The organism is Shewanella sp. SM23, assembly GCF_025654295.1.
GTDB classification, from domain to species: Bacteria; Pseudomonadota; Gammaproteobacteria; order Enterobacterales; family Shewanellaceae; genus Shewanella; species Shewanella oncorhynchi.
The window spans coordinates 64,522-90,129 of sequence record NZ_JAKKRM010000015.1 but is presented as its reverse complement, the minus strand read 5'-3'; the positions used below and the strand labels follow the sequence as shown (position 1 = coordinate 90,129).

Annotated in this window: 24 protein-coding genes; 12 read left to right on the top strand and 12 right to left on the bottom strand. The window is 42.8% G+C overall.

The features are described from left to right. Positions 1 to 33: 33 nt before the first annotated feature. The 4 genes from L5L98_RS16980 to L5L98_RS16965 form a co-directional block, all read right to left on the bottom strand. Positions 34 to 2,895 (bottom strand): TonB-dependent receptor plug domain-containing protein, encoded by a 2,862-nt coding sequence (locus tag L5L98_RS16980; RefSeq protein ID WP_263142492.1) that lies wholly within the window; start codon positions 2,893 to 2,895, stop codon positions 34 to 36. 511 nt (positions 2,896 to 3,406) lie between these two features. After that, positions 3,407 to 4,654, bottom strand: a complete 1,248-nt coding sequence (locus tag L5L98_RS16975) for a hypothetical protein (protein ID WP_263142490.1) — start codon at positions 4,652 to 4,654, stop codon at positions 3,407 to 3,409. Positions 4,655 to 5,023: 369 nt separating this feature from the next. Next, the gene (locus L5L98_RS16970; RefSeq protein WP_105252185.1) at positions 5,024 to 5,362 is read right to left on the bottom strand and encodes a hypothetical protein; all 339 of its coding nucleotides are present in this window, start codon (positions 5,360 to 5,362) and stop codon (positions 5,024 to 5,026) included. A gap of 109 nt (positions 5,363 to 5,471) precedes the next feature. Further along, positions 5,472 to 5,933 carry an EVE domain-containing protein gene (locus L5L98_RS16965; protein ID WP_105252186.1) on the bottom strand — a complete coding sequence of 154 codons (462 nt, stop codon included), beginning with the start codon at positions 5,931 to 5,933 and terminating at the stop codon, positions 5,472 to 5,474. Positions 5,934 to 6,210: 277 nt separating this feature from the next. Here L5L98_RS16965 and L5L98_RS16960 point away from each other — a divergent pair, with 277 nt between their 5' ends. The 5 genes from L5L98_RS16960 (at position 6,211) to L5L98_RS16940 (ending at position 11,636) form a co-directional block, all read left to right on the top strand. After that, positions 6,211 to 6,591, top strand: a complete 381-nt coding sequence (locus L5L98_RS16960) for a DUF6508 domain-containing protein (protein ID WP_168827411.1) — start codon at positions 6,211 to 6,213, stop codon at positions 6,589 to 6,591. Positions 6,592 to 6,730: 139 nt separating this feature from the next. Then, positions 6,731 to 8,443, top strand: a complete 1,713-nt coding sequence (locus L5L98_RS16955) for an AMP-binding protein (RefSeq protein ID WP_263142489.1) — start codon at positions 6,731 to 6,733, stop codon at positions 8,441 to 8,443. 353 nt (positions 8,444 to 8,796) lie between these two features. Continuing rightward, on the top strand, positions 8,797 to 9,543 hold the full coding sequence (locus L5L98_RS16950) for a substrate-binding periplasmic protein (protein ID WP_263142488.1): 747 nt from the start codon (positions 8,797 to 8,799) through the stop codon (positions 9,541 to 9,543). A gap of 165 nt (positions 9,544 to 9,708) precedes the next feature. Further along, the gene (locus tag L5L98_RS16945) at positions 9,709 to 10,749 is read left to right on the top strand and encodes a M14 family metallopeptidase (RefSeq protein ID WP_263142487.1); all 1,041 of its coding nucleotides are present in this window, start codon (positions 9,709 to 9,711) and stop codon (positions 10,747 to 10,749) included. Further along, positions 10,746 to 11,636: an alpha/beta fold hydrolase gene (locus tag L5L98_RS16940; RefSeq protein ID WP_263142486.1), complete on the top strand. Its 891-nt coding sequence runs from the start codon at positions 10,746 to 10,748 to the stop codon at positions 11,634 to 11,636. Before L5L98_RS16945 ends, L5L98_RS16940 begins: the two co-directional genes overlap by 4 nt. A 35-nt stretch (positions 11,637 to 11,671) precedes the next feature. On the opposite strand, the gene L5L98_RS16935 is transcribed toward L5L98_RS16940, so the two are convergent. After that, positions 11,672 to 12,079 (bottom strand): YccF domain-containing protein, encoded by a 408-nt coding sequence (locus L5L98_RS16935; RefSeq protein ID WP_028759602.1) that lies wholly within the window; start codon positions 12,077 to 12,079, stop codon positions 11,672 to 11,674. Between the two features lie 267 nt (positions 12,080 to 12,346). Here L5L98_RS16935 and L5L98_RS16930 point away from each other — a divergent pair, with 267 nt between their 5' ends. The 4 genes from L5L98_RS16930 (at position 12,347) to L5L98_RS16915 (ending at position 16,898) form a co-directional block, all read left to right on the top strand. Next, positions 12,347 to 13,375, top strand: a complete 1,029-nt coding sequence (locus L5L98_RS16930; protein ID WP_263142485.1) for a pyridoxal-phosphate dependent enzyme — start codon at positions 12,347 to 12,349, stop codon at positions 13,373 to 13,375. A gap of 81 nt (positions 13,376 to 13,456) precedes the next feature. After that, positions 13,457 to 14,170: an NrtR DNA-binding winged helix domain-containing protein gene (locus tag L5L98_RS16925; RefSeq protein WP_113940909.1), complete on the top strand. Its 714-nt coding sequence runs from the start codon at positions 13,457 to 13,459 to the stop codon at positions 14,168 to 14,170. A gap of 357 nt (positions 14,171 to 14,527) precedes the next feature. After that, positions 14,528 to 15,415, top strand: a complete 888-nt coding sequence (gene prs / locus L5L98_RS16920) for a ribose-phosphate diphosphokinase (RefSeq protein WP_263142484.1) — start codon at positions 14,528 to 14,530, stop codon at positions 15,413 to 15,415. A gap of 10 nt (positions 15,416 to 15,425) precedes the next feature. After that, entirely contained in the window at positions 15,426 to 16,898 is a 1,473-nt protein-coding gene (locus tag L5L98_RS16915) for a nicotinate phosphoribosyltransferase (RefSeq protein WP_263142483.1), read from the top strand. Between the two features lie 157 nt (positions 16,899 to 17,055). Here L5L98_RS16915 and L5L98_RS16910 read toward each other — a convergent pair whose 3' ends face one another. From L5L98_RS16910 to L5L98_RS16890, 5 genes are all read right to left on the bottom strand, one after another. Next, positions 17,056 to 17,316 (bottom strand): hypothetical protein, encoded by a 261-nt coding sequence (locus tag L5L98_RS16910; RefSeq protein WP_263142482.1) that lies wholly within the window; start codon positions 17,314 to 17,316, stop codon positions 17,056 to 17,058. A 300-nt stretch (positions 17,317 to 17,616) separates the two neighbouring features. Further along, positions 17,617 to 17,790, bottom strand: a complete 174-nt coding sequence (locus L5L98_RS16905) for a hypothetical protein (RefSeq protein ID WP_006082106.1) — start codon at positions 17,788 to 17,790, stop codon at positions 17,617 to 17,619. 726 nt (positions 17,791 to 18,516) lie between these two features. Beyond that, entirely contained in the window at positions 18,517 to 19,239 is a 723-nt protein-coding gene (locus tag L5L98_RS16900) for a ChrR family anti-sigma-E factor (RefSeq protein WP_263142479.1), read from the bottom strand. Beyond that, positions 19,232 to 19,894 (bottom strand): sigma-70 family RNA polymerase sigma factor, encoded by a 663-nt coding sequence (locus L5L98_RS16895; RefSeq protein ID WP_028759609.1) that lies wholly within the window; start codon positions 19,892 to 19,894, stop codon positions 19,232 to 19,234. Before L5L98_RS16895 ends, L5L98_RS16900 begins: the two co-directional genes overlap by 8 nt. 145 nt (positions 19,895 to 20,039) lie before the next feature. Then, complete coding sequence (locus L5L98_RS16890) at positions 20,040 to 20,591, bottom strand: LON peptidase substrate-binding domain-containing protein (protein WP_028759610.1); 552 nt, start codon at positions 20,589 to 20,591, stop codon at positions 20,040 to 20,042. Between the two features lie 101 nt (positions 20,592 to 20,692). Here L5L98_RS16890 and L5L98_RS16885 point away from each other — a divergent pair, with 101 nt between their 5' ends. Beyond that, entirely contained in the window at positions 20,693 to 21,307 is a 615-nt protein-coding gene (locus L5L98_RS16885) for a class I SAM-dependent methyltransferase (protein WP_263142478.1), read from the top strand. A gap of 295 nt (positions 21,308 to 21,602) precedes the next feature. Beyond that, entirely contained in the window at positions 21,603 to 22,547 is a 945-nt protein-coding gene (locus L5L98_RS16880; RefSeq protein WP_105252200.1) for a chemotaxis protein CheV, read from the top strand. 184 nt (positions 22,548 to 22,731) lie between these two features. On the opposite strand, the gene L5L98_RS16875 is transcribed toward L5L98_RS16880, so the two are convergent. Further along, positions 22,732 to 23,373 (bottom strand): hypothetical protein, encoded by a 642-nt coding sequence (locus tag L5L98_RS16875; protein WP_131525011.1) that lies wholly within the window; start codon positions 23,371 to 23,373, stop codon positions 22,732 to 22,734. 51 nt (positions 23,374 to 23,424) lie between these two features. Then, positions 23,425 to 23,784, bottom strand: a complete 360-nt coding sequence (locus tag L5L98_RS16870) for a DUF2750 domain-containing protein (RefSeq protein ID WP_028759614.1) — start codon at positions 23,782 to 23,784, stop codon at positions 23,425 to 23,427. 430 nt (positions 23,785 to 24,214) lie between these two features. On the opposite strand from L5L98_RS16870, the gene L5L98_RS16865 reads away from it, so the two are divergent. Continuing rightward, positions 24,215 to 25,513: a lytic murein transglycosylase gene (locus tag L5L98_RS16865; protein WP_263142475.1), complete on the top strand. Its 1,299-nt coding sequence runs from the start codon at positions 24,215 to 24,217 to the stop codon at positions 25,511 to 25,513. The last annotated feature ends 95 nt before the right edge of the window (positions 25,514 to 25,608 follow it).

Sequence of the window (25,608 nt, the reverse complement as noted above, 5' to 3'; positions counted from 1 at the left end):
TGGGAGATTTTAAATTAGCTTAAGTAACGTTGGTTAGAACTTATAGTTAACGCCTACAGTGATACGTTGTCCCAGAATGTCATAGTAAGCACCTTGGTTATATACACTCGGTTGACGAGGTGGGGTTTCATCAAACATGTTGAGTATGCCCGCACGAACTTGTAATGCATCAGTGATGTTATAGCGACTGGTTAAATCAAATGTAATATATGATGGAATATCATTATAGTTGTTTTGATTTGGTGACCAATCGTTACTTAAAACTGTATTACTACGATAGTTCGCAGTTAGTACTGCAGAGAAATCTCCGTAGGTGTAATCCGTCGTAAAACGATGACGCCAACGTGGCCGCTCTTGTTCGCCTGTTTCTTTTATTTCATCTTCAGCAAAACCTGTTGAATTAAATGAACGTTCTTCTAGATAAGTACTGAAGAGGCGGACCCCCCAGTCACCAAAGCTACTTTCAAACTTATAGTTAGCTTCAATATCTACACCAGAAGTAATGCTGGTCGCAGAGTTAACTGGTTTTTCATAGTAATTGGTGATCTCATGCGTATCAGGATCACGTTCAAGCAATGGACAGAATGGGTTGTCTAGAGTGCTTGATTGGTAGCAATACTTCACAACATCTGGGCCATCAAAACTGTTAATGACATTTTCCATGTCAAATTTCCAGTAATCAACAGTGAAACTTAGGTTTTCAATATAACTTGGGGTATAGACAAAACCGATAGTGATATCATTAGCAACTTCGTTTTTTAAGTCCTCATTGCCGACTATAAATCCTGGACGAGTCGAACCATACCACTCTTGAGATGGTTCGAAATCGGTAGGAATGCCTTGTGCCGCACAGTTTGCCAAGACATTATCTAGATATTCAGGATTTATTTGGTTGCGGTAGCTAGAAGCGCAATAATCCTTTATAGATCTGAATGTTTGTCCTGGTGGGCTATACAAGTCACCTATATTGGGAGCTCTAACAGATTTCGAACGGTTTAATCTAACTCTCAAATCGTCGAAGACAGCCCAGTTTAAGCCTACTTTCCAAGCAGTATCAGAACCAGATGTCGAGTAATCCATATAACGGAAAGCTGTTTCCAGTGTTAAATCTTGTACTAATGTAATGTCACTTAGTAATGGAATTGACAATTCTGCAGAAGTTTCCGTTACATCAAACTCACCTTTAAGTGGCTGAGATTGGTTGTTGAACAGTAAGCCCTCTCGCATAGCTGGATCTGGTAAAGTGTCTGCCTGTTCTTTTCTATACTCGAGAGAGAATGCACTCGATATAAAACCTGCTGGCAATTCAAATAGATCACCACTTACGGATGCTCCGAGAGCTGATTGAGTGATAGATGATCGTCGAATTGCGTCAGTACTTACCCAATCATAGGCGTTTTTATCGTAGATTCCGCGCCCAAATATATTGAGTGGAAGGCATCCATTATTTCGAGCACTTTCACTACGACAGACTACTTCCCCTTTATCATTTTTTATTGTATCAACAGCGTCATAGAAGCGTTGCTCGAACATTTCACCATACCATTCTGTATCAGCTTGAACATGTCCAACGGTAGCATAAGTGTCATAAGACCAATTTTCAGAAAGTGCTCCCTCAAAGCCAAGTGCTATACGGGCAGTCGTTCGTTCTTGGCTATATTTTCGATTACCAAAGTCCGATGCAAGGTATCCTAGAGAAATACCATCTCCTGGTTCTGCTTTGCCTGCATTAACAAGCCTAGCTTCTTCAGCAGCGATAAGTGCTGCTGCTTCAGGGGAGAGAAACCCATTATCATCATGCACTTTCAAACTTAGGAAAGCTGGGGAGCTTTCGCCATAGGCATCTGTTTTACTAAGCGTCGCCTCCATGGTCATTTTATGATCGTCATTAATGTCATAGCTCATGACAGAGAAAAAGTTAATGCGATCTAATGGCGTTTTGATGAAAGAGTTTTCTGCGAAGTTATAACCTTCTCCGCCGAGATAATCGACACGACCAGAAGTCAGCGGAGGTAAAGCTTGTCCTAATTGCATTGGTCTAACATTGCCATTTTCATCAAATGAATATCGAGTACCATTTGAAACAAATGTCCCTGTTTTACTATAGGAAGCTAATACTTGTTGACCATAACCCCATACAACAGACTGTGGGTCATCTGGACCTGTTGCATTTTGATTACGTACAACAATTGGAGCTTCACGTAGGAACTCTCTATCCATAAAGGATAATTGCCCCTGACGAGCCCAACTAAGGTTAGTAACAAAATTAGCTTTACCTACTTCTGAACCAAATGTTATTGAAGCATATTTTTCTTCACCACCATCTTCTGTTGGCTGTGTAGTCGAAACGTCAACCGAAATGCCATCAAAGCTTTTTTTCGTAATAATGTTCACAACACCCGCGATAGCATCTGAGCCATATACTGCTGATGCACCACCAGTTGTGATTTCAATTCGTTCAACCATAGCTGTTGGTATATTGTTAAGATCTACAGAACCTGAACCAGGTGCTCCTGCAACAAATCGACGACCATTAACAAGAACGAGTGTACGGTCAGAGCCTAGTCCTCTTAAGTCTGTATTATTTAATCCGCTAGCAAATACAGTATTATTGGTTGTTTCAGGTGATAGTCCTACTAGTGTGTTGGGCATCTTATGCAGCAAATCAGCAACGTTAACGACACCTGCGTCAATTAACCCATCACCTGATATAACTGTCACAGGTGTAGGCGTGAGTTCACCAATACGCTTAATTTTTGAGCCCGTAACTTCAATACGTTCAAATGTTTCAGTTGGTTCTTCAGTTTGGGCATGAACAAAAGTGGAAGCTGTTAGACTTGCTGCGGCAAATATACCGTAGCGAACCGCTTTTGCCGTTAGTGACAAAGAGTTCATACATTTCTCCTTTATATTTTTTATTGGTTAAATTTATGGTTGTAAATTGAAGCTGCACTTAACAACTCCAACCACATATTTATTTCCAAGTTGCGAGATTGTCAAACAGTAGGCGTTTTTAGGTTGGTTTTGGTGACAATAATTTAAGGTGAGATGAACAATTTTGTTAATTATTTTACACTAATCAAACATCTTGATTCGTTATTTGTAACATGTAATTGTTTTTTGATAGACTGTTTTTAGGTTGGAGGTATTTAATTTGTTGATTATAAAGGTTATTGTTTTTTTATGATTTTATTTGTTTTTTCGCGAGATATTAATTGTAACTGAGTGTTTCTTATTTGGTTATTTTGTTTGCTTTTTTTGTTTATTTTATAATTATCATATATCAATCGTTAGAAAGTATTATTTGCGGGCTTACCAGGTTAATTCATTATAAAGTATTATTAGCAATGAATGATTAATGTTGCTGTGGGTTTAATGAAAGTTTTTTTAAATTATTTTATATTTGCTATTTATTTTTAATATTTCTCTCTATGATTTTTGAAATAAAATACATCATCAAATAGCCCGTGCCTAAGGCTAAAATCACCGCGACGACATTCTCCGTATACAGGCGGTAAGCGTAGAAAGTAACGACCAGTACTGCGATACCAGCAAGGCGAATAAGTAGGCTTTGAGTAAAGTAGCCATGAGCTTTGATATAAGCTAGCTGGTAGCCATTGAGCATCATAAATATAAAAAACATGGAGAAATGCATTAATACTGGGGCCGCTTTAATGTATTGCTCGGGGAATAACCAAGCGACTAACGGCTTGCTCGCAAAGACCATAACGACAAAAAAAATACCGCTGATCCACAAAGAAACTTTCGTCAGCCATGACTTAATTTGTTGCACTTCGTCAAAGCGTTTTTCTCGTACGCACACTGCGACTTCGGGCAGCACAAACCGGTAGATGGGAAAGACAAAAAGCAGGGTGAGGTAAGTGATCATCGGCCGCACCACCACTTGGAAATCACCCAGTTCATCTATGCTGAAATAGGCAATAGTCAGCAGTACGGTGATGTAAATCATCAAGATACTGGCCCCCGCTTCCATGGACGCCGTCAGGCTTTTTTTCATAAAACTGCGTAAACCAGTATCAAAATGCACCGCACTTAAGGGCGGAGTGGCAATATCTTTGCGCCGTTTTAAGTACATATATAAGGCAACAATGAGCGATGACAGTGTCATGCTGTAAAAGAGTGATGCAATGGCGGTTTGTTTTAAGCCATAGAAACATAATAAAAAGCTAGTCACTTGCGCGAGCGGCTCTAACCAAGTGACTCTATTGGAGATGGCATATAGCCGGTACATGGCAATTTGATTGGTAAAATAGACCTTGAGCCCCATACTCAGAATAATCCCAACCAATTGAAAATATTCTACATTGAGCTGAAGTTTGTGTTTGATATAGGGTAAAACTAAGCCCCATGTCAGTAGTACCATAGCGATCAAGCTGTAGCGGAATATATTGGTGATATCCACATCTTGCTTGGTCTGGGAGTAGGTCACCACCATAGAGGAGCGAAATCCCGTCATTAGGATTAGCGACAGTGAGATAATGTCGATCACTGTGTGATAGAGCGCTAGATCGGCTTTGGCAACCCATTGTGCTAGCCAGAGTTTAAATAGAAACCCCACAGAAATACTGGCGAGTGATGCCCAGAACCCCGCAATAATTGCCTGCTTAACCCGTTGAAGTGAGGTGTTTTCCATTATCAAAAATCCAGCGTTAGTCTACGGTCATTATCGGGATGCTATGAATTCAATTAAGATTTTGCCTTAGCCGCATGAGTATTTTTAGGTGACACTTATCTTGTTCTGTTCGATATCTTTTCACCCTGCATGAGTCTAGCATTTAGCCAATTTACGACCAATAGCCAGATAGTAAAGATATGATAAATATCAATATGTTGCTTTATTGTAAGTTAGAACGTTATTGAATGAGGACTGGGGTGATAAATTGTCTTACAGACAACGTTTTTTGATAGATGAAAGCAGTATTAAGAAGTACAACTACGCCCAGATAAGCGCTGGGCGCAGTTGTAAATGTGTCAGTTATAAATGCCATTTTGCCATGGGAAGTTAATCGGTAATGATATTGACGATATCGAGGATTTTACGGCTGTTATTATCGAGTTTGATTAGTGCACCTTCGACTTGAATGCTAATGATGCCATCTCTGTCTAAGGGTACTACGATGCGGCCGCGATCATAAATATCATGCTCAAGCACATCACCACGGTGGAGTTTTTTCTGCCAACCGGGTGGCAGTGGCTGACCTTGGTCAATTTTTTTCTGTAATCCCGGCGGTAGGCTTTTATCCTTTTTGTGGTGCTCATGGTCATCTTTAGCAAAGGTTGAGATGGACATCGTTAAGCTGAGGACAAGTCCTGTGATTACCACTGAGGTCAATTTATTCATCTGTACTCCTAAGGGGCATTGAGTTGATGTTGTGTCCAATGCTGGATGTGGCCAACAATAGGCGATGCGAAATGAACTATAGCTGAACGTTCTAGCTCAAGAGTGCTTTCTAGCGGGTTAACATAAGTACGGCTTGCCATTGTTCGGCGGTCACAGGTTGGATACTGAGTCTTGACCCCTTAGAGACTAAATACATGTCCGCCAGTTGGGGTAAACTTTTTATCAAACTTAAGGGAATAATCTCGTTAAATTTTTCGACAAAGCGGATATCCACTCGCAGCCATCTTGGTTTGGTTGGATCTGACTTAGGGTCGAAATACTTCGATTCGGGATCGAAGGCTGTGCTGTCGGGATACGCATTGGTCACGACTTCTGCTATTCCGACAATTCCGGGCACTTTGCAGCTTGAATGGTAAAAAAATACCTTGTCGCCAATCTGCATCTCATCGCGCATAAAGTTACGCGCCTGATAGTTACGGATCCCATGCCAAGCTTCGGTTTGGTTAGGGCAAGCCTTAAGATCATCTATGCTGAATTCGTCGGGTTCCGATTTCATAAGCCAGTAGTTCATCTTGTTTCCTTTACTCATAGTTGCCGTTAAGCGCTTCAATACCGCTGAGTTTATCTGAATTTTGTCGAATACCCCAGTTCGTCACCCATATCAAACATTGTGAGTTTGATTAAGTTTCCGTTCAGATAACGTGGCTTAGCCTGTTGACAGCAATCTTATTTGGTATGCCTTATGCAAATTCTCGTTTCTAAGGCAAAGCGTCAAATTCGATCTCGGTTTGTGACTGGTGTCGTGCAAGTTGTGGCAGCAGAGGCAACCAAAACCTGTGAGGTGTGTTATGGGGACTTCAACAATGACATCCGATTGTGGCTTATACACTAAATATCTTAAGGATTTTACGGCGGGTGATGTGATCTTAAGTCATGAGCGAATGCTGGAATTTATTAATGACCTGACAACGCAAGGTTGGTTATTGGCTAATTTCACTTGGGACTATTGGTATAACAACAGTTACTTAGTCGATAAACCTGCCTATATTCGTGATGCGAGCATCGCACAATGTAAGTTGCTGCTAACCGCCATGACGCGACTCGAGGTTTTTAGCCCCGGCGTGTTAGAAAATATGCGTCGCCAAGGCGTGTTACTGGCCATTGTTGAGCGGTTACAAAGCTTAAATGTGCCTAAGTCGAGTGCTCATTTTGAGTTTATCAGCCGTTAGCACTGGGCTTTAATGGATTGTTATCTAATAGTTTGTCTTACTCTTTAGTCTAATAAAGTGCTTTTTTACTTGTGACATGATCCGTGGATTGGTTAGTTTGGACCTCGCTAACCATAATAATAAATGCACGGAGGCCTTAATGTCAGTTCCTACAAGCCAAGTTATAAGCCCGCTCAACGTTAGCGAGTTTAGAGGCGAGTCATCACCGAAACTCGTTGAGAAGACCATAGGTCAATATCTTGATGAGATTGCGGCAACGTATCCCGACCAATTAGCTGTCGTCGTACACCATCAACATATCCGCTGGAATTACCGCCAATATCTTGCCCAAATCGATGCGCTCGCCACAGGACTATTAAAACTCGGCATTAAGTCTGGTGATAGGGTAGGGATTTGGTCGCCTAACAATATCGAGTGGTGTTTAACTCAATATGCGACCGCTAAAATTGGCGCCATCATGGTGTGTATTAATCCTGCGTATCGTCCTGAAGAGTTGCAATACGCGCTGAGTAACGTGGGTTGCCGTGCGGTAATTTGTGCTGATAAGTTTAAATCCAGCAATTATCTTGAGATGCTATATGAATTGGCGCCTGAGCTAACCTCTTGCCCAGCGGGTAAATTACAAGCTAAAGCCGTACCTGAGCTTGAATTTGTGATCCGTATGGGCGCGGAGAAATCCGACGGTATGCTGAATTTTGATGACTTGATCGTTGATGTGACCGCCGCTGACAGGATAATGCTCAAGAGTATTGCTAAGGAATTAAGCCCGTACGATGCGATTAATATCCAGTTTACCTCTGGCACGACGGGCAGTCCGAAAGGTGCGACCTTATCACATCATAACATATTGAATAATAGCTATTTAGTCGCAGAGGCGATGAAGTTTACCTGCCACGATAAACTCTGTATTCCAGTGCCTTTATACCATTGTTTTGGCATGGTACTTGGCAGTTTAGTCTGCTTAGCCAAAGGCGCAGCTGCTGTGTTCCCCAGTGAATCCTTCGATCCATTGACGACATTACAAGTGATTGAGCAAGAGCGTTGCACCGCTTTGCATGGCGTACCGACCATGTTTATTGCCGAGTTGGAACACCCAGAATTTGCTCGTTTTGATTTGAGTTCCTTACGAACCGGTGTGATGGCGGGGGCAACTTGTCCTGAAGAAGTGATGCGACGTGTACAAAACCTCATGTATATGAAGGAAGTGCTGATTGGTTATGGGCAGACCGAATGCAGTCCGCTCAATCACATTACTGAAATCGACTCACCCGTAGAGAAACGCGTGCTCACTGTTGGCCGTGCTTTACCCCATACCGAAGTGAAAATTGTCGATGAATTTGGCGAAGTGCTGCCAATTAATCAACCCGGCGAAGTTTGTAGTCGCGGTTACTGCATTATGCAGTGTTATTGGAATGATCCTGAGAAAACGGCGGCAACCATAGACAGTCAAGGCTGGCTACATTCGGGCGATATTGGCCAAATGGATGAACAAGGTTATGTGCAAATTGTGGGGCGTATTAAAGATATGATTATTCGCGGCGGCGAGAATATTTATCCCCGTGAGATTGAAGAGAAACTTTACACCCATAAAGATGTGCTGGATGCGGCGGTCTTTGGCGTTCAAAGTGATAAATACGGCGAGGAAGTGTGTGCTTGGATTAAAGTCCGCTCAGGCTCCGCGATTACAGAGGCAGATATTCGTCATTTTCTCACCGAGAAATTCGCCTACTTTAAAGTGCCGCGTTATATCAAGTTTGTGGATCAGTATCCAATGACAGTGACGGGGAAGATTCAGAAATTCAAAATGCGTGAGCTGATGTATCAAGAGTTATATGAAGATATTAATGCTTAAGTCATTTGGCTTTGAGTTGATTAATACTATTGATATTTGACTTCCAAGCCGCGTAATGCGGCTTGAATTTTATTCAGTCTAGCTATTTCGGTTAGCAGATAAACGAACAAGCTAATTGGCTAACGAAAAAATCGGCGAGTCATACCATCAAGCAAAGCTGCACTTTGAGTTAGCTTTTGCTGCTAATGTCGTTATTCTAATTGTAACAAAACTTCACTTCCCCGCTGTGGCTTGATGGCTATACTAAAACCAGTCATAAAATCTAACCAATCATAAAATCTCGGCAGATAAAAACGAAAGCGTTGAGTTGTCTATGATGTAGTCGTAAATCCATGCAGGCAAAGGAGTACTAAATGGTTCGATGGCGTTCAATGCTCCTTGTGTATTGTCTTTCCTTTATGGGATTGAGCGTAGCTAAAGCGGATACCTTAATGCTTACTTCTTTACTTTGGCCGCCTTATTCAGGAGAGCAATTAATAGAGCAGGGCACCAGTATTGCCGTGGTACGGGCGGCGCTGAACGTTATGGGACACCAATTAGACGTGGATTTCTATCCGTGGAGCCGCGCTGTCAAACTTACGACTATGCCGAACTCTGACTACATAGGTTATTTTCCTGAATACTATGTAGAGACTGAAAAGTTTATCTTTTCAAAACCGATTGGCGAAAGTCCATTGGGGCTGGTGGAGCAAAAGTCCCATCCAGTAAGTTGGAATAATATTGATGATCTTAATCGCTATACCTTAGGTGTGGTGAAAGATTATGTGAATACTCAGGCCTTAGATCGCATGATCGTTTCCGGTGTTCAGCGGACTGAACCTGTGACTTCGGATGAGCATAATGTTAAAAAAGTTGCCGCAGGTCGGATTGATGCCGCGGTGATTGATGTCAACGTTCTGCACTATTTACTCAAGCAAAAGCCCTTACAGCCGCTGGCGACAAAGTTGCAAATCAATCGGCAAATTCTGGCGAATAAGCAGCTCTATATCGCGTTTCGTAATACAGAAGAGGGACGGCGTTGGCGAGATATTGTTGACCAAGGCTTAGCGCAGGTTGACGTAGAAACCATCATTGGAGAGCTACTTTATCGTGAAGATTAATGTAGGATTTTAGGATAGTTTATTCTTTGTTTTACTCGCTATTTTTCCGCTTATTTCCCCGTAAAGTCACTTCTTGTATGCAGTTTGTCATCATTTTGTCTTTGTTCACTATTAGTATCACTTTAACGGCATGAGTTGTTCTCTCATTTTATTGATTAAGGTGACATGAAGAAACTTCCTTTCGAGCTTCCATTTGAGTTAGATACGCTGCAGCAACTCATTGATACTCATCATCTTAAGTTGGATTATCAGATCCTTGCCGACATTCCATTCTGCCAAGAGCATTTCCCCCTTTACAGTGTTGAGTTAGGTGGTACAGATACGCCTTGTCCGACGGTACTCTTTGTGGGTGGCGTGCACGGGGTTGAACGTATTGGATCTCAAGTTATTTTGGCATTGTTGAACAGTTTGTTGCAGCGGCTTGTTTGGGATAAACACCTACAACAGATGTTAACGGGCCTGCGGTTAGCTTTTGTACCTGTAGTGAATCCTGTTGGGTTATTCATGGGAACGCGGGGCAATGGTAATCAAGTGGATTTGATGCGTAACGCTCCGATAGAATCCCGTGAAAAAGTGTCCTTTATGGTGGGAGGACAGCGTATATCGTCACGGCTGCCCTGGTATCGCGGTATTGGGGGAATGGAGCTGGAAACGGCGGGCTTAGTTGCCTATGTACAACAACTGTTGAGTCGCAGTACAAGTTTGATTTCGCTCGATGCCCACTCGGGATTTGGCTTGAGTGATCATATCTGGTTCCCCTACGCCCATACCAGTACTGCCTTCGAAAATGCCAATTATATTTTTCATCTAAAACAATTGTTTGAACAGAGTTATCCCCATCACGGCCATTATCGGCTCGCGCCGCAGAGCCAGTTTTATCGCACTCATGGTGATATTTGGGATTATCTCTATCGCCAGCACCAAGTGGCTGATCCTTCTGCTCAGGTGCCATTTTTACCTTTGACATTAGAGATGGGATCTTGGGCATGGATAAAGAAAAATCCTAGACAAATATTTAATTTTGCTGGCTTTTTCAATCCACAAAAAACACATCGTCACCACAGGATTTTACGCAGGCATACAGTACTCATGCAATTTATGATGGAAGCGGCCTATGCCCAATCGTTAGAGCAGTTAACACCTGAACGTTTGGCTGAGCTGACAGAGCGTGCGCGGCATTATTGGTATCGGGAGTCTCAGTCATGACCACTTGGGTGTTATTAAGGGGATTAATGCGTGATCAGCGCCATTGGAATGGTTTCGATCAGCGTCTGCGACAAAATGGATTGCGAGTGCTGACACCGGATCTTCCGGGCAATGGGACGCTATCCCACGAATTAAGTCCGCTTAAGATTGCCGATTATGCCCATGCCGTGTGGCAGCAATTAGATGAGCAGGTACAGGAAGGGGAGACTATTTATCTCCTCGGCTTGTCTATGGGCGGTATGTTGGCGCTGGAAATGGCATGCCAGCGACCTTGGCAGATAAGGCATGTCTTTGTATTAAACAGCAGTGCGGCGAATTTATCGTCTTGGTATCAAAGATTTAACCCGCTGAATGCATTGAAGGCTTTTTTCATGCGGGCTCGGGGTAACGCTTTACATCCAATCGAGTCGACTATAGTGCGTTTAACCAGTTTTCGTCATCGGCGAGATCGAGAGTTAATTGTCAAGTGGAGTGAGTTTCGCCGCGATACCACACCAAGTGGACGCAATGTATGGCGACAACTTTGGGCGGCTTTTCAATACCAATGTCCATTGACTGTGGAAGTGCCGATAACTGTGCTCTGCGGTGACCGTGATGCGCTGGTGAGTATGGCATCGAGTAAGGCGTTAGCATGGCATTTTTACACCGATTTGATTGTACTTGCTTATTGTGGTCACGATGCTGCTATAGATGCACCCGCAAAACTGGCGCATTATCTGTTGGACATTGTGGGGGCGACTAAGCCGCAAGCGCAGTTTTCTGCGGATAGCGAGTCTGCCAATACTCAATATGATTGCAATGATTTATTGGAGGAAGAAATAGCCTTAAACGAAGCGATATTTGCTGTATGGGATGACAAAGCGCTATCCACTCTTGAAACCAAATAATCGAGAGTGAATAGCGCAGTTAACGCATTGTCTTATTAAGCTTTAGCCACTACGGTTTGGCCTATCGGTGTGAGGCTGAGTAAAGCCAACTTAAGATGCTGTATCCCAAAGGGAATTCCGATAATCGTCACAAAACAAGCTAAGGCGTGGACCAAATGCCCTATGGCTAACCAGATCCCAAACAGTAAGAACCAAATGATATTTCCTACCATGCCTAATGCACCTGTGCCTAAGTCTTCACGTCCAGTTAAGTGGCGACGGTTCATTTGTTCTTGGCCGAAGGGCCAAAAGGTCATTTCGCCGATAACAAAACAGGCGCGGCCGAAGGGAATACCAATGATACTGATAAAACACAGGATACCTGCGAGCCACCAAGCGAGTCCCATTACAAATCCGCCGAGTACAAACCAAGCTATGTTGAATATTAAGCGTAATACAGCCATTGAAAACTCCTTGTGTTTACCCTGTTAGCCTTTATCGTTAGCTTTGATAAATTGAATATATGTCAATGTCTAAGCGATAACTATGCCAACTATTTAACTTATTAATAATCAATGGTTTAAATTTATGCATTCGAGATTCATGTGTCATTTTCACTAGTTTTTCGCCAAATTGATAATTTCTTAAGGGCGTAACAGGAAGGTCGGAGTTACACTAGCCTTCCCTTAACTGGCTTAAAAACCAGAGAATTTAATCGTTTGAGTAGCTTGATGTTTGCAAATTCCCCTGTCGATACATTTGTCTTTGCTGGCAGAGACATATTCCTAAAACGTGATGATTTACTGCATCCGGCGTTTAGTGGCAATAAAGCTCGCAAATTCGGCTATTTTTTAGATCATGAGTTTGTAGGCATCAGCAAGGTGATAGGTCATGGCTCGCCATTAGCTAACTCACTGTGTTCATTGTCAACATTAGCGAAGATGAAAGGCTGGCAATGTGATTTTTATGTAGATCATATTGCCAGTCAAGTGGTTAAACATCCTACGGGCAATTACGCTGCCGCTTTAGCGAATGGCGCTAATATTATCGATTTAAGTGTGTTAATAGCACAAAAGCAGGCGTGCACTCAGTCGCAATCTGAACCTCACGTTTTGTCAAATCTTAAGGCTAGTCCTGAGCCTACTGCGCAAGTGGGCGATGTGCGACTGAGTTGCCCTGATTATATCGAGGCTCAAGTACTCGTGAATGAGCCGACGGCGCTTTTTATCCCAGAGGGGGGGCGCTGTGCTTACGCCGAATACGGGATAAATAGATTGGCGCAAGAGATAGTACAGTTTGCGCAGGCGAATGGATTGGTTGATTTAACGGTGTTTTTACCTTCGGGGACGGGAACGACTGCGTTATTTTTAAATCAGTATTTTATCCGTCAGCAAACGGATATTCGTGTCGTGACTTGTGCCGTTGTCGGTGGCGATGATTATTTGCGCTTGCAATTTTCGTTGCTTAATACCAATACCAGTGAGCATCCACAGATTGTTAATGTCGGCAAGAAATATCATTTTGGTAAACTTTATCCGGAATTTTATGCCATGTGGCAGCGGGTCTGCGCCTCAGGCGTGCAGTTTGAATTACTCTACGATCCCTTAGGTTTTATTGTGCTTGAGGAATATTTACAAGGCGGAGGTTCTCGTCCTGTGATGTATATCCACCAAGGTGGCTTACTCGGGAACGAGACCATGTTGCCACGTTATCAGCGTAAATTTGGGCAAAGTGGCTCATCCTGTGCCTCTGATCATTGACTTAGTGACGCTAAGACATAATATGTTTGAAGCTGTGTAATGCTAAGTTAAGCTGATGATTTGGAACGATGAGAAATATCAATGACTGAAGCGGAATATCTCGCCAATTACGATCCTAAGGTTTTTAAGGCTCAGCTACTGACAGTGGATGCAGTATTGTTTACCTATCACGATCAGCAACTTAAAGTACTCCTAGTACAACGCTCAAATCATCCATTTTTAGGTTTATGGGGATTACCTGGAGGGTTTATCGATGAAAATTGCGATCAATCCCTTGAGCAAACTGTATTACGTAAACTGCATGAGAAAACCGCGGTAGTACCACCTTATATTGAGCAGCTCTGTACTGTGGGTAATCGTAGTCGCGATGTAAGAGGCTGGTCCGTGACTGTGTGTTATACCGCCTTGATGAGTTATCAAGCTTGCCAAATTCAGATTGATTCAGTGAGTGATGTTAAGTGGTGGCCATTAGCAGATGTGTTGCAGATGCCCTTGGCGTTTGATCATTTGCAGTTAATTGAGCAAGCGCGGGAACGCTTAACACAGAAAGCCTTATATTCTTTAGTGCCAGGATTTGCACTGTCTGAACCTTTTACCTTGCCAGAACTGCAGCATGTTCATGAGGTTTTACTGGGCAAGCCTATCCAAGGTAAATCTTTTCGTCGGCGGGTTGAACAGGCCGATTTATTGATCGATACGGGATTAAAGCGCACCGAACGTGGTCGTCCTGCTAATTTATACCGCTTGAAACCCAATACCGCATCGTATCGCTTCTTAAGAAATTTAGAATGTTGATCACAGTGAATGTGGATTTAAGCAAGATATTCGCCTTGCTCAATATGAGTTACGGCGACTGCTTATGCCTTATTCATGGTGACTTTGAATCAGTAAAGGCTGTTTAATTACTGATTTTGCCTTAATGTCTCCGGTTCTTGTATTACTCGATACCCATATTGTAGCTTCTTAGTTGTCGCGCCCACCAATAGTGTCCAAAAGACACTATATGCCATTTAAGCATAACATTTTAGGTTGCGGCGTCTGAAATAGTCTAAAAATCAACTTTACACAATAATGTCTTTAAGACACTATTGTTCATGTAGACAACAAGGGCGCCGTCAATTTCGGCAATCTTGCCACAGACAGGAGGTTACTATGTCTCAACGTATTCAAACGTCTCAAGATGCTTCTCACGCTCAATGTTCGCAAGCCGATTTTTATCGGTTACCCGCAGCTAGCGATGAGACTCACTACCGTTTATTTCAATTTGGTGCGGGGGAAAACCATGTTCAGCTGCTTGTTCCTCCAGCTAAACGAGTAACGATCTTTTTCAGTTATCGGGGCGATCATTCCATCATGCAGCTCTTGTTGTTAACTGATGCACTGCGTCGCAGTGGTGCCGAGCAAATTGATCTGTTATTGCCTTATATGCCGGGCGCTCGCCAAGATAGGGTATGTAATGCTGGTGAGGCCTTGTCGGTAAAAGTCTATGCTAGCCTGATTAATCAGCAGCAATATGCTTCAGTCACCGTTTTTGACCCGCACAGCGATGTCACCGCCGCATTGTTAGACCGAGTTCAGGTAATAGACAACCACAGCTTTGTCGCCGCGATCGCAGCCCAATTATCGGGTGAGCTAGTGTTAGTCTCACCCGATGCAGGGGCGAATAAGAAAGTATTCGGCTTAGCTAAAGCGTTACAGGGAATGCCGGTGATCAGGGCTGATAAACATCGTGATGTGGTCAATGGCCATATTATCGCTACCGAAGTGTTCTGTGATGACTTATCGGGTAAAACCTGCTTAATCGTTGACGATATTTGCGCGGGTGGCAGAACCTTTATTGAACTTGCCATCAAATTAAAGCAAAAGGGTGCACAAAGCGTTATTTTGATCGTGTCACATTATGAAGATAAGGCCAGCGAGTTGGTACTGCGAGAGTCGGGCATAGACAGATTATTTTGTACCGATAGTTTAGGTGTCCCCACACATATTTCGAGCGAGTTCTGTCATTGTCATGCTGTTTTGAGTTATATGAATCATTAAGGAAAATATTATGTACTTGAATCCCGTTACCGCCATTGATGGCTATAAAGTCGACCACCGTCGTCAATATCCCGATAATACTCAAGTGATTTTTAGTAACTTAACCGCCCGTAAATCCCGTCGTGGTTATACTGACCAAATGGTGTTTTTTGGCTTGCAATATTTTATCAAGCATTTCTTGATCGACAGTTGGAACCGTGATTTCTTTCAACAACCTAAAGAGCAGGTCATTCGCCAATTCTCCCGTCGTATCAATAACTATCTCGGGCCGAATAATGTTGGCACTCAGCATATTGAGGAGTTGCATGATTTAGGCTATTTACCAATTAAAATTATGGCATTACCTGAAGGCTCAGTGTATCCATTAAAAGTGCCTTGCTTGATTTTGTACAATACCGATGAGCGGTTCTTTTGGTTGACCAATTATCTCGAAACCATCCTTTCCGCTAATGTGTGGGGTATGTGTACCAGTGCCACTACCGCGCTGCAATATCGCAAAATATTTGAGGCTTATGCGCTAGAAACCGATGGTGACATCGCGTTTGTTGATTGGCAGGGTCACGATTTTAGTTTCCGTGGCATGTATGGTGCAGAGGCCGCGATCATGAGCGGCGCCGCACATTTACTCAGTTTTACTGGGACTGATACCATACCCGCCATTGATTTTCTTGAGCAATATTACCTTGCCGATAGTGATAAAGAACTTGTCGGTGGCAGTGTGCCCGCAACGGAGCACAGTGTCATGTGCGCGGGTGGCATGGAGAATGAATTAGAGACGTTCCGCCGTTTGATTGAAGATATTTACCCAACGGGCATTGTCAGCATTGTTTCAGATTCTTGGGATTTTTGGCAGGTGATGACAGAATTCACCTTAGCGTTAAAAGACCGCATTCTTGCCCGCGATGGCAAAGTGGTGTTTAGGCCTGATACGGGTTGCCCTGTGAAAATCATTTGTGGCGATCCACAAGCACCAATCGGGAGTCCTGAATATAAAGGCGCTATTGAGTGTCTGTGGGACGTCTTTGGGGGTAGCACAACTGCCAAAGGTTACAAAGCGCTGAATAACCATGTTGGACTGATCTATGGCGATTCAATCACCATTGAACGTGCTGAAGCCATTTGTGCTGGCTTAAAGGCCAAAGGTTTTGCGTCAACCAATATTGTGTTTGGGATAGGCAGTTTTACCTATCAACACGTGACCCGAGATACTGACGGTTATGCCGTGAAAGCGACCTTTGCGAAAGTTGATGGTAAAGACAGAGAAATATTTAAAGATCCTAAAACTGATGATGGCACTAAAAAATCCGCTAAGGGTTTAGTAGCGGTATTTAAAGATGAGCAGGGTCAATTTTATCTTAAAGATCAAGCCAGCTGGCAAGATGTCAACAATTGCGAGTTTGTTCCCGTATTTGCCGATGGTGAACTATTAACGGAATATTCTTTAGCAGATATTCGCGCAAGGTTGGCAGAGTCTAGAAGTTGAGCCTATCGATTTATGATTTTTAACGGCTATCGACAATAGCGAAGATAAAACTGGCAATGTGATTTCTATTAGGGTCATATTGTCAGTTAAGTTTTGAATTTATTTTAAGTCGCGTAAGTAAAACGCCCCATAAATAGTCAAATGCAAATACAAGCGATTAAGACAGTAACTGGTTCCGTTTAAGAATTTTATAGGTACGACGGCCAATGTTTTCGAGGTTTTTTAAATCTTTTAGGCTAGGCGCCACCTCACTAAATTGCCAATAACTGATTTCGGCATCTAACATTTCCAGCATTTTCTTCGAACAACCTAAACATTGTCCCTGGCACAGTTGTGCTTCTTCTAAATTGAATGGAATAGTCTCTTTGATCTGGTTTATCAAGGTTTGCATGGCAATTTGAGTATTGGGTTTTGGCATAGATGATGTGCTGAACAGTATTCATGTGTATGAATATTAGCGGATGCTGCAATGGAAAGAGGTGATCTAACGCTGGATTTGACTCATTTGGTTCGGCAGGTATCTGTGTGAGAGAGATACAGCCTGAACCAAATGTGCTCGTCATAATGACGTAAAAAAGGATAGCGTGTTCGTGACATTCGGCTATCAGTCTACTTAAGTGCTCGGTACTGCGAAGATAATGGAAACCGATTAAATACACTTGAGTAAACGGGTACTGCGGTATTAATTTTTAACTTATCGTTTTACTTACTTTTTGACTTATTTGTTCGCGGACAATAACCATTTCATAAAGCTGATGGCTTCTGTACGTTTAGAAAAAGTCTGTCTGTTTTTACCTTGACGATCGGTAAAAGCAATTGAGGTTTTATTTACTGAGATTGAATCTACAGGGAAGTTCACTGTAATTTCATGTCCATTAATTTTGTATGACATATGCCACACTCCTTTTTGTTAATTCACCCATAGGTGAGATAGTTGTAACTATAAAATATCCTTAGCAATTGTGCGAAAGATTCGTTCTATTGAGTATCGAGGTTACCCCATCTTTGATTCATTAATCAAGAGATGCTTAATCGATAAATATTTCATGTTGTCGATTACGTCAATGGAATAACTCGATTCAACCAGTTGACCATAGCTTAATGACAATACTATGACAACAAGGAGAACGGTAAGTTCACAGACATAACCACATGATTTTAGTGATATCGAATGATTGAGCTTATGGGGTTTTGCTTGTAGTAGGCTTTCTTTATGAGGACCGAACTCTGATTGCTAAATATCAGGCTGGGTTAAAAAGGTAAACAACAAGGTGTATCTCAAAACGACGTGCATTATATCAATAAAAATGGCTTATGCAAGTTTAATTTTTATTCGATGTCATTATTTATTTGCTAATGTTGAATTAAAGTGTATTTTTCGTGGCTATTTACTTGATTTAAAGAGGAATAGTCAGGTCTGTTTATAGGTTGGTTTTTATTTTTGTGGTAATTGACTAAGGTTAATATTGCCGTTTTATAGGTAAATGTTATAAAAAATCCCACTAAAATAGGTCATTTTAATGGGATTAATCATAGTCATTTATGTAATGGAATTATTAAACTGAATTTATAAATGAATCTATGCGTTTGCTCTTGTTTAAAAACTCAGTCAAAAGGTTTAATAAATCAGTTCACCTATGGGATTGAGTAGCTTACTCAGACCTTTGGTAAAATGCAGCGGTGCATCTAATACTGTGTAGCATAAGCAACCGTTAATGGTTTTCGGTGAGTGATGATGTTGGCCGTCAAGCACGATAAAATCACCTGGCACATAGTCACCATTAAGATCGGAAAACTCTCCGGCTAGCAATAGTGTTAGTTCATAACCTTTATGGGTATGTTGGGGGATTTCACCTTGGGCATCTATATGCAATAGGCTAGCGCGGGTGTTCGTTTCGTCGACATCAAAACGCATGCGACTGACTTTGCCTAATATTTGCCATGGACGGGCCAAATGCTGACGAAACACCGATGGCACAGTGTAATGCTGTTGCTTTATGTCGACATCGATAGGGGCGTTATTAGGCACATTTGTCGCTGCCGGTTGAGTCATGATTTGCGCCATCATAGCGTCAATGTCCAATGCCGATTCTTGATTGCCGCCTGAGTGTTGCACCTCAACATACTCTCTGTGCATCAACTCTTCGCCCGTATCATTTGCAGCATGACCGCCATCAGGATTTAATGCTAAATTTGCAGCTTGTTCTGTGAATAGGGCAAGCTGCTCACGACAAGCCTCACATAGGTCGCAGTGTGCGGATATTGCTATTGTCATTGATAAAGGTAAGTTCCCATTGGCATGGCTGACGAGTAATTCTTGTTGGGGATGATGCTTAATCATTGTGTGTCTCCAAGAAGCTTTTCAACTTTTCTAGCCCTAATCTTAAACGGGACTTTATGGTCCCTATCGGTACCTTTAGGGCATCGGCTAGCTCTTGTTGAGTGAGTTCTTGCATGTAAATGCCTTGCACAACTTGTCTTTGTGCTATTGGAAGGGCATCAAGATGTTGGAGTAATTTAGCCGTCAACTTGTGATCAGTGAGTGTGTCTTGAGCCATGGTCGCATCACACAGCGGCCAAATATCATCACCGAAAGTATCTTCTCTATTGTGTTGTACCCGTCTAAGCATATCGAAACATTGATTACGCATAATGGTAAACACCCAAGTTGTCACTGACCCTTTTTCTGCATTATATAGATGAGCCTTAGTCCAAACGCTGGTCATGGTTTCTTGTACTAAATCCATCGCCAACCCTTGTTGATTCAGTCTTTGTAAACCAAAGGCTCGGATCTTGGGCATGAAATGCTGGAATAAATGACCAAAGGCGGCTCTGTCTCGGTTGTCTGCTACTTGTAGCATAAACGTGATTAAAGCATCCGCTTGAGGCTCGCAGGTTTGGGAAGCTGGAATTTCGTTATCCATAGCCGAATTAGTCAGAGACGTGATTGGGACATGATACCGAGTTTGCCTGCTTTGTGATTGAATATTTTCCATTATTTTCGCTCTTATCCCAGTCGTGAGTGCTGAGTGTGATATCAGTAACGACAAAATTGAGAAGTGTGTTGCACTTCGGAGCCCAGTTTTGCTGTCAAACTTTCAATCAATACGAAGTGGCTTAAATAAAGGATCATTCACAGTATTATTTAATGACGGCCCGCAATAGATCTCGGGTCATAATATGATCTAAGGCATTAATGCAGGTGTACTTTTCGGATGCTTGTACGGGTAATATTTCTAGCCAGCGCTGGCAGACCCAAGCGATATCATCGAACTGTTCTGTTTGATAGTGCTTGAGATGTTGCGGATATTCCTTAAGAATGTTTTGTAACATTTGACTCAAGTAACGTTCATCGGTCGCAATACGTACAGCAGGCCAATTGTCGATTAAACTGACGTCTCCGCGCTTTAAACCATCGGCTTCGACACTGATTTTATCAAGTTTAAAGCGTTTTGAACCTTGAATACTGATCCCTAATAGTCCGTCTGGTAAGGTTTCAAAATCAATAATATGCACTAAGGTGCCTATGGGCTGAATGGTTTTACCATCTTCTTCAAGCATACATAAGCCAAAGCCTTGGCCTGACTTTAATGATTCGGCGACCAAGCGCTTATATCTAGGTTCAAATACCCGCAGTTGCGTGTAACCTTCGGGCAATAAACAAATAGGTAATGGAAAAAGAGGTAATTTCATCGTGGCCTCTGGTGAACTTATGTTCCTATCATTACGTACCATAATGGCAGTTCGATCAGTAAAATTATTCAACAGTAGTTTACCCATAGTGAGAGGATGGCATGAAATTAAATCCATTTGAGAAAAAGATCGTTCAGCATCCATTACGTTTTTGGCTACAAAATCATCTCGAAGCGCCTTTACTAACGTCTATGATGCCAAAACCTATGGCTTTGTGCGAACGCGCATTAGAAATAGGTTGTGGGTTTGGTAACGGCATTCAGTTGATCCGCGAACATTTTGGCGCGGGACATATCACGGCCGTGGATATCGACCCTGACATGGTTGCTGCGACACAATCCCGTTGGCAATCTCGGCCGCAAGGGTTAAAAGGGCTGAGTTTCTCGGTTGCTGATGCAACATGTTTACCCTTTGGCGATGGCGAGTTTGATGTGGTGTTTGATTTTGCCGTATTCCATCATATTCCAGAGTGGCAAGCGGCCATTAAGGAAGTTGCAAGGGTGCTGAAACCGAACGGATACTTTGTGATAGAGGATTTATATCGTGCCGCAATTTGTAATCCATTGAGCCGACGCTTATTTGAGCATCCACAGCAGAATCGCTTTAATCATAGTGAGTTGTTAACGGTATTGCGCCAGCTGGGATTTGAGATTGTCCGCGATAGAAATACCTTTAATCTTGCGGGTATGGTGCTCGCCCAGAAAATATTGCGTTAGGCGTTAGGCGTTAGAGTTGATCTTAACCTAAATGGAATCGTTAGGATTAAATGATCGCGTTAACACTAAGACCAAATATTAGCAATGCCGCGTATTATCTGAAAATATAAGCTTAGGGATGCAGATATCTGAGATGCGCTAAACGAAGTTTATGGCCGAACTTTGCGAGAGTGGTTGTAATTTTTAGATAAAATAGACTCTCGGCATGGTTCTTCATGGGAGTTTACCGCTATAATTTGAGCTAATCCGTCGCATGTGGGGAAAGGATTTTCCTCAAGAGTAGAGAAGCAGCATTATGGCAAACGTACTTGCAACCGTAGATCAGCGTACCAAACTCGTTGGTGAGAACCGACTTGAGTTGTTGCTCTTTAGCATTAATTCCACGCAGTTATTTGCCATTAACGTCTTTAAAGTCAAAGAAGTCGTCAAGCTTCCTCCCTTGAATGCGATGCCGGGTAGTCATCCGCATATTTCTGGTGTTGCTAATATTCGTGGGATTTCTATCCCCGTGATTGATTTACGTTCGGCCATAGGGTTTAAGCCCGTGCCGCCTAACGAAGATGCCAATATGATCATCACAGAATATAACCGTAGTGTGCAGGGTTTCTTAGTCGGTAAGGTTGAACACATTATCAACATGACTTGGAGCGATATTATGCCACCGCCGAAAACGGCTGGGCGTAATAATTATCTAACGGCAATTACTCGCATAGAGCATCAAGGTCAGTCGCAGTTAGTGTCTATTATCGACGTAGAAAAAGTCTTGGCGGAGATCATTCACTACGATATCCGTTTATCTGAAGGTGTACTCGACGAAACCTTAGTCCATGAAATGCCTGGCAGAAAAATCCTGATTGTGGATGATTCATCGACCGCCAGACGTCAAGTGCGTGAAACGTTAGGCCAACTGGGTATCGAAATTATTGAGGCATCTGATGGCTTACAAGCGCTGACGTTATTGCAGAAATGGCGCGATGAAGGTAAACAAGTTGCCAAAGAATTATTGATGATGATTACCGATGCCGAAATGCCCGAAATGGACGGTTATAAGCTCACTTCTGAAGTGCGTAGCGATAAAGCTATGTCGGATTTATTCATCACCTTAAATACTTCGTTGAGTGGCAGTTTTAACCATGCCATGGTTGAAAAAGTGGGCTGTGATAAGTTTATTTCTAAGTTCCAACCGGATTTGCTAGTGGAAGTGGTGCAAGAAAGATTAAGACAAGTGATCAATCACTGATCGCATTTTGAGATTCGAACTATCGGTGATTGACCTTGAGTCGATCATCGGTAGGTTTAGTGTTTTTAAGGAACGCTTTAATAACAGTTTTTAATACGGTCTTTGAATCACATTCTTTTAACTGCTACCTTTTCAACTGCTTTTCTGCAAACATCTGCCAACCCACTACCTATAACTCGTTCGATTATAACGCTAATTCGGCTGCTACATCGTCTAATACTTGGCGCTTCATTTCTTTGGCGGCGGCGATATGGATACGGGCGAGCCTTAAGGCATAGTTGAATCTTGCTCGACCGACGAGGCGCACAAGTTCGGCAAAAAACTGTGGATCTAAAGTGAATTGCGTCGAATAGTATTGGATAGCGGCATTGACTGAATTAAAAGTCACGCCATCGAATTCAAAACCTGCGCTATAACCTTGGTCGTCAATTTCTTCGCCCTCTAATACCAGTGGCCAACCGGGTGCATTGATACGGTCGCGGGCAATTTGGTACATCATCCAAGCACTTTTTTTAAAACCTTCAAACACTTTGCAGGAGAATTCGGACTCAGCAAGCTCTTCTTCGGTCCAATTAATCCCAATGGCGAGGTGTTTCGCATAAATACGCATCAGTGCATCTTTGACGGCCATACGACAATCCCAAATGGAGCTAAGAGTATGTTGTTTGGCTAATCGCAAACATTCGCTGCAGGCGGGCACAGCTAATGAAGAATGTGGTGTATGTGTGTGTGCAATATATTCGAAGTGTTGATGGCTCGGTTCGCCACAAAACCAGCAGGTATGGCGTTTGTCGAAGGGAATATCGATAAGCGGAATAGCAGACATCAAGGAATGAGCACCTCAGTCCTTGATATCATCAATGGCATACTGAAGCGATTAAACTTCTTCAACATCAACCAAATCTTTTGCTAAAACAATTGGATCAAGTTCAAGACAATCTTCATCGGTTTGCCAATCAACACCGATCAATACACCATCGTCGTTTAGATCTGAGACCCAATATTCTAGAAATTCTTCTAATGAAATAGAAACGGGTTGATAGTCGTGCCATTCGTCGCTGCAATGGGATTTTGCAGTAGCTTCATTTGACCATAATGGCATCACATCTGTGTCTTCAAATTCTGAAGAATCACAAACGACCCAGCCTTCGCCAGTTTCATCCATTAGACCCCAAAGCGTCTGATGTTGTTTTACATTTTTGATAAAGCCAGCCAAAGCCGCATTGATTTCAGTCATGATAGGTCTCTTTGATGTGTGCTGTTAACTTATCCATTATACGGTAACGTGCTGCGATACCAAGGGATTCTTTGTTAAGAATTTTTTTGTGTTGGATAACTGAGCAATAAGCCTATGCCGCAAGGTATTTATGGCGATAAGGATTGTGTTACGTGTCACTATGGGTCAGGATTATCGATAATGAGTCGCCTTGGTACAGGCTGTTTTACTGACTAAATGTGGCTTAGATAGGGGCTTTACGTAGCGGAGAAACGTGTCTTCTATGCTTTTGGCCGTTAAAGGTGTTTTGGATTCTAACCTTTAACTCGTTATGCCAAGGCGAATATCTCTCTAGGGCAATTCCCTCTTGAAGACGGAATATTGTCGTGTTTAGCCACAGCAGTGTGATTACTGTGTCATTGTTGTGAGATCAAATATTGGAGTTGTTGATTTGATTAAAATTAAAGGGTTAACTTATCTGTTTGCGAGTATTGCCGCCTGTGTCAGTCTGAGTGCCTGTTCAAGTGCGCCAACGGCGAGTGCTAATGCAACCAGCTCTAAAGCAAGTGGCATAGCTGCTGAAGTCAATCAAATGCCCGATATCAGTGTTAGTGTACAATCTAATGCTGAGGCGTTTCCAATGTGCTTGACTGGACTGCAAGCGCGGGCACGTGCAGAAGGCCTGTCAGAGGCGACGATAAACTCTACCATTGCAAATTTGAAATTTGTGCCTCGGGTGATTGAGCTCGATCAGCAACAACCTGAATTCAGCCAGACATTCGATAATTATTTCAGTAAGCGCGCCACCGAATGGCGCGTCAATGAAGGCCGTCGTTTACTGCAAAAGCACAGCGTATTACTCAATCAATTAGCCAAAGAATATGGCGTGCCACCGCAATATATCTTGTCTTTTTGGGGGCTTGAAACTAACTACGGTTCCTATAAAGGCAAGATGTCGGTATTGAATTCGCTTGCGACTTTGGCCTGTGAGCCACGCCGTAGCAATTATTTCACCATAGAATTGATGCAAGCCTTAAAGCTGAAAGAAAAGTATCAGTTTGATGATGACACTATGGTGGGATCATGGGCTGGTGCTATGGGACACACGCAATTTATGCCGTCGGCCTATGCCAAATATGCCGTCGACGGTGACGGCGATGGTAAAGCCGATTTATGGAATAGCACCACTGATGCGCTGACTTCCGCCGCGAACTTTTTACAGCACTTAGGCTGGCAGCGAAATGAACGCTGGGGCCGTGAAGTCTTATTGCCAAAGGATTTTAGTTACAGCCATTTAGGTGCAAAGCAGCCCTTGGCGTTATCGGAATGGGCTGCGCTCAATGTCACGCAAGCGAATGGTCAACCTTTGCCTGCCGTTGATATTCAAGCCGCGCTGTATTTACCTGCAGGCCACACAGGGCCTGCCTTTTTAGGTTATGAGAACTTCAATGTGATCATGCGTTGGAATCGCTCTGAGTATTATGCCATTACAGTGGGGCATCTCGCCGATCGCATTAATGGTGGCTTACCTTTGACAGTGAGCCCGCCAGAACAGCCACGCTTAAGTCGCGAGCAAGTTAAGCAACTGCAAGCAAAACTGAATGAGGCCGGATTTGATGTTGGCAAGCCAGATGGTGTGTTGGGGCGTAACTCTGTGGCAGGGCTGCAAGCCTTTCAACGAAGCAAACAGATGATTGCCGATGGCTTCCCAAGCCCAGAGGTGTTTACCGCTTTAGGACTATCACTGTAGTTACTGTCACTTTAGCCAAAGAGCGCTCGCTGCGGGTTTTGAGCGCTTTTAGGCCGGATAAAAAAGTGGAGTGAAAAGCTCAGTTTTGTTAAGCT

Coding starts and splice junctions, on each gene's coding strand:
- L5L98_RS16975 (WP_263142490.1), bottom strand. CDS start 4,654: ATGGAAAACACCTCACTTCAACGGGTTAAGCAGGCAATTATTGCGGGG.
- L5L98_RS16910 (WP_263142482.1), bottom strand. CDS start 17,316: ATGCCAAAACCCAATACTCAAATTGCCATGCAAACCTTGATAAACCAG.
- L5L98_RS16945 (WP_263142487.1), top strand. CDS start 9,709: ATGAAGAAACTTCCTTTCGAGCTTCCATTTGAGTTAGATACGCTGCAG.
- L5L98_RS16870 (WP_028759614.1), bottom strand. CDS start 23,784: ATGACTGAAATCAATGCGGCTTTGGCTGGCTTTATCAAAAATGTAAAA.
- L5L98_RS16890 (WP_028759610.1), bottom strand. CDS start 20,591: ATGAAATTACCTCTTTTTCCATTACCTATTTGTTTATTGCCCGAAGGT.
- L5L98_RS16950 (WP_263142488.1), top strand. CDS start 8,797: ATGGTTCGATGGCGTTCAATGCTCCTTGTGTATTGTCTTTCCTTTATG.
- L5L98_RS16875 (WP_131525011.1), bottom strand. CDS start 23,373: ATGTCTGCTATTCCGCTTATCGATATTCCCTTCGACAAACGCCATACC.
- L5L98_RS16895 (WP_028759609.1), bottom strand. CDS start 19,894: ATGGAAAATATTCAATCACAAAGCAGGCAAACTCGGTATCATGTCCCA.
- L5L98_RS16900 (WP_263142479.1), bottom strand. CDS start 19,239: ATGATTAAGCATCATCCCCAACAAGAATTACTCGTCAGCCATGCCAAT.
- L5L98_RS16935 (WP_028759602.1), bottom strand. CDS start 12,079: ATGGCTGTATTACGCTTAATATTCAACATAGCTTGGTTTGTACTCGGC.
- L5L98_RS16970 (WP_105252185.1), bottom strand. CDS start 5,362: ATGAATAAATTGACCTCAGTGGTAATCACAGGACTTGTCCTCAGCTTA.
- L5L98_RS16960 (WP_168827411.1), top strand. CDS start 6,211: ATGGGGACTTCAACAATGACATCCGATTGTGGCTTATACACTAAATAT.
- prs (WP_263142484.1), top strand. CDS start 14,528: ATGTCTCAACGTATTCAAACGTCTCAAGATGCTTCTCACGCTCAATGT.
- L5L98_RS16880 (WP_105252200.1), top strand. CDS start 21,603: ATGGCAAACGTACTTGCAACCGTAGATCAGCGTACCAAACTCGTTGGT.
- L5L98_RS16925 (WP_113940909.1), top strand. CDS start 13,457: ATGACTGAAGCGGAATATCTCGCCAATTACGATCCTAAGGTTTTTAAG.
- L5L98_RS16980 (WP_263142492.1), bottom strand. CDS start 2,895: ATGAACTCTTTGTCACTAACGGCAAAAGCGGTTCGCTACGGTATATTT.
- L5L98_RS16940 (WP_263142486.1), top strand. CDS start 10,746: ATGACCACTTGGGTGTTATTAAGGGGATTAATGCGTGATCAGCGCCAT.
- L5L98_RS16885 (WP_263142478.1), top strand. CDS start 20,693: ATGAAATTAAATCCATTTGAGAAAAAGATCGTTCAGCATCCATTACGT.
- L5L98_RS16930 (WP_263142485.1), top strand. CDS start 12,347: ATGTTTGCAAATTCCCCTGTCGATACATTTGTCTTTGCTGGCAGAGAC.
- L5L98_RS16915 (WP_263142483.1), top strand. CDS start 15,426: ATGTACTTGAATCCCGTTACCGCCATTGATGGCTATAAAGTCGACCAC.
- L5L98_RS16955 (WP_263142489.1), top strand. CDS start 6,731: ATGTCAGTTCCTACAAGCCAAGTTATAAGCCCGCTCAACGTTAGCGAG.
- L5L98_RS16905 (WP_006082106.1), bottom strand. CDS start 17,790: ATGTCATACAAAATTAATGGACATGAAATTACAGTGAACTTCCCTGTA.
- L5L98_RS16965 (WP_105252186.1), bottom strand. CDS start 5,933: ATGAACTACTGGCTTATGAAATCGGAACCCGACGAATTCAGCATAGAT.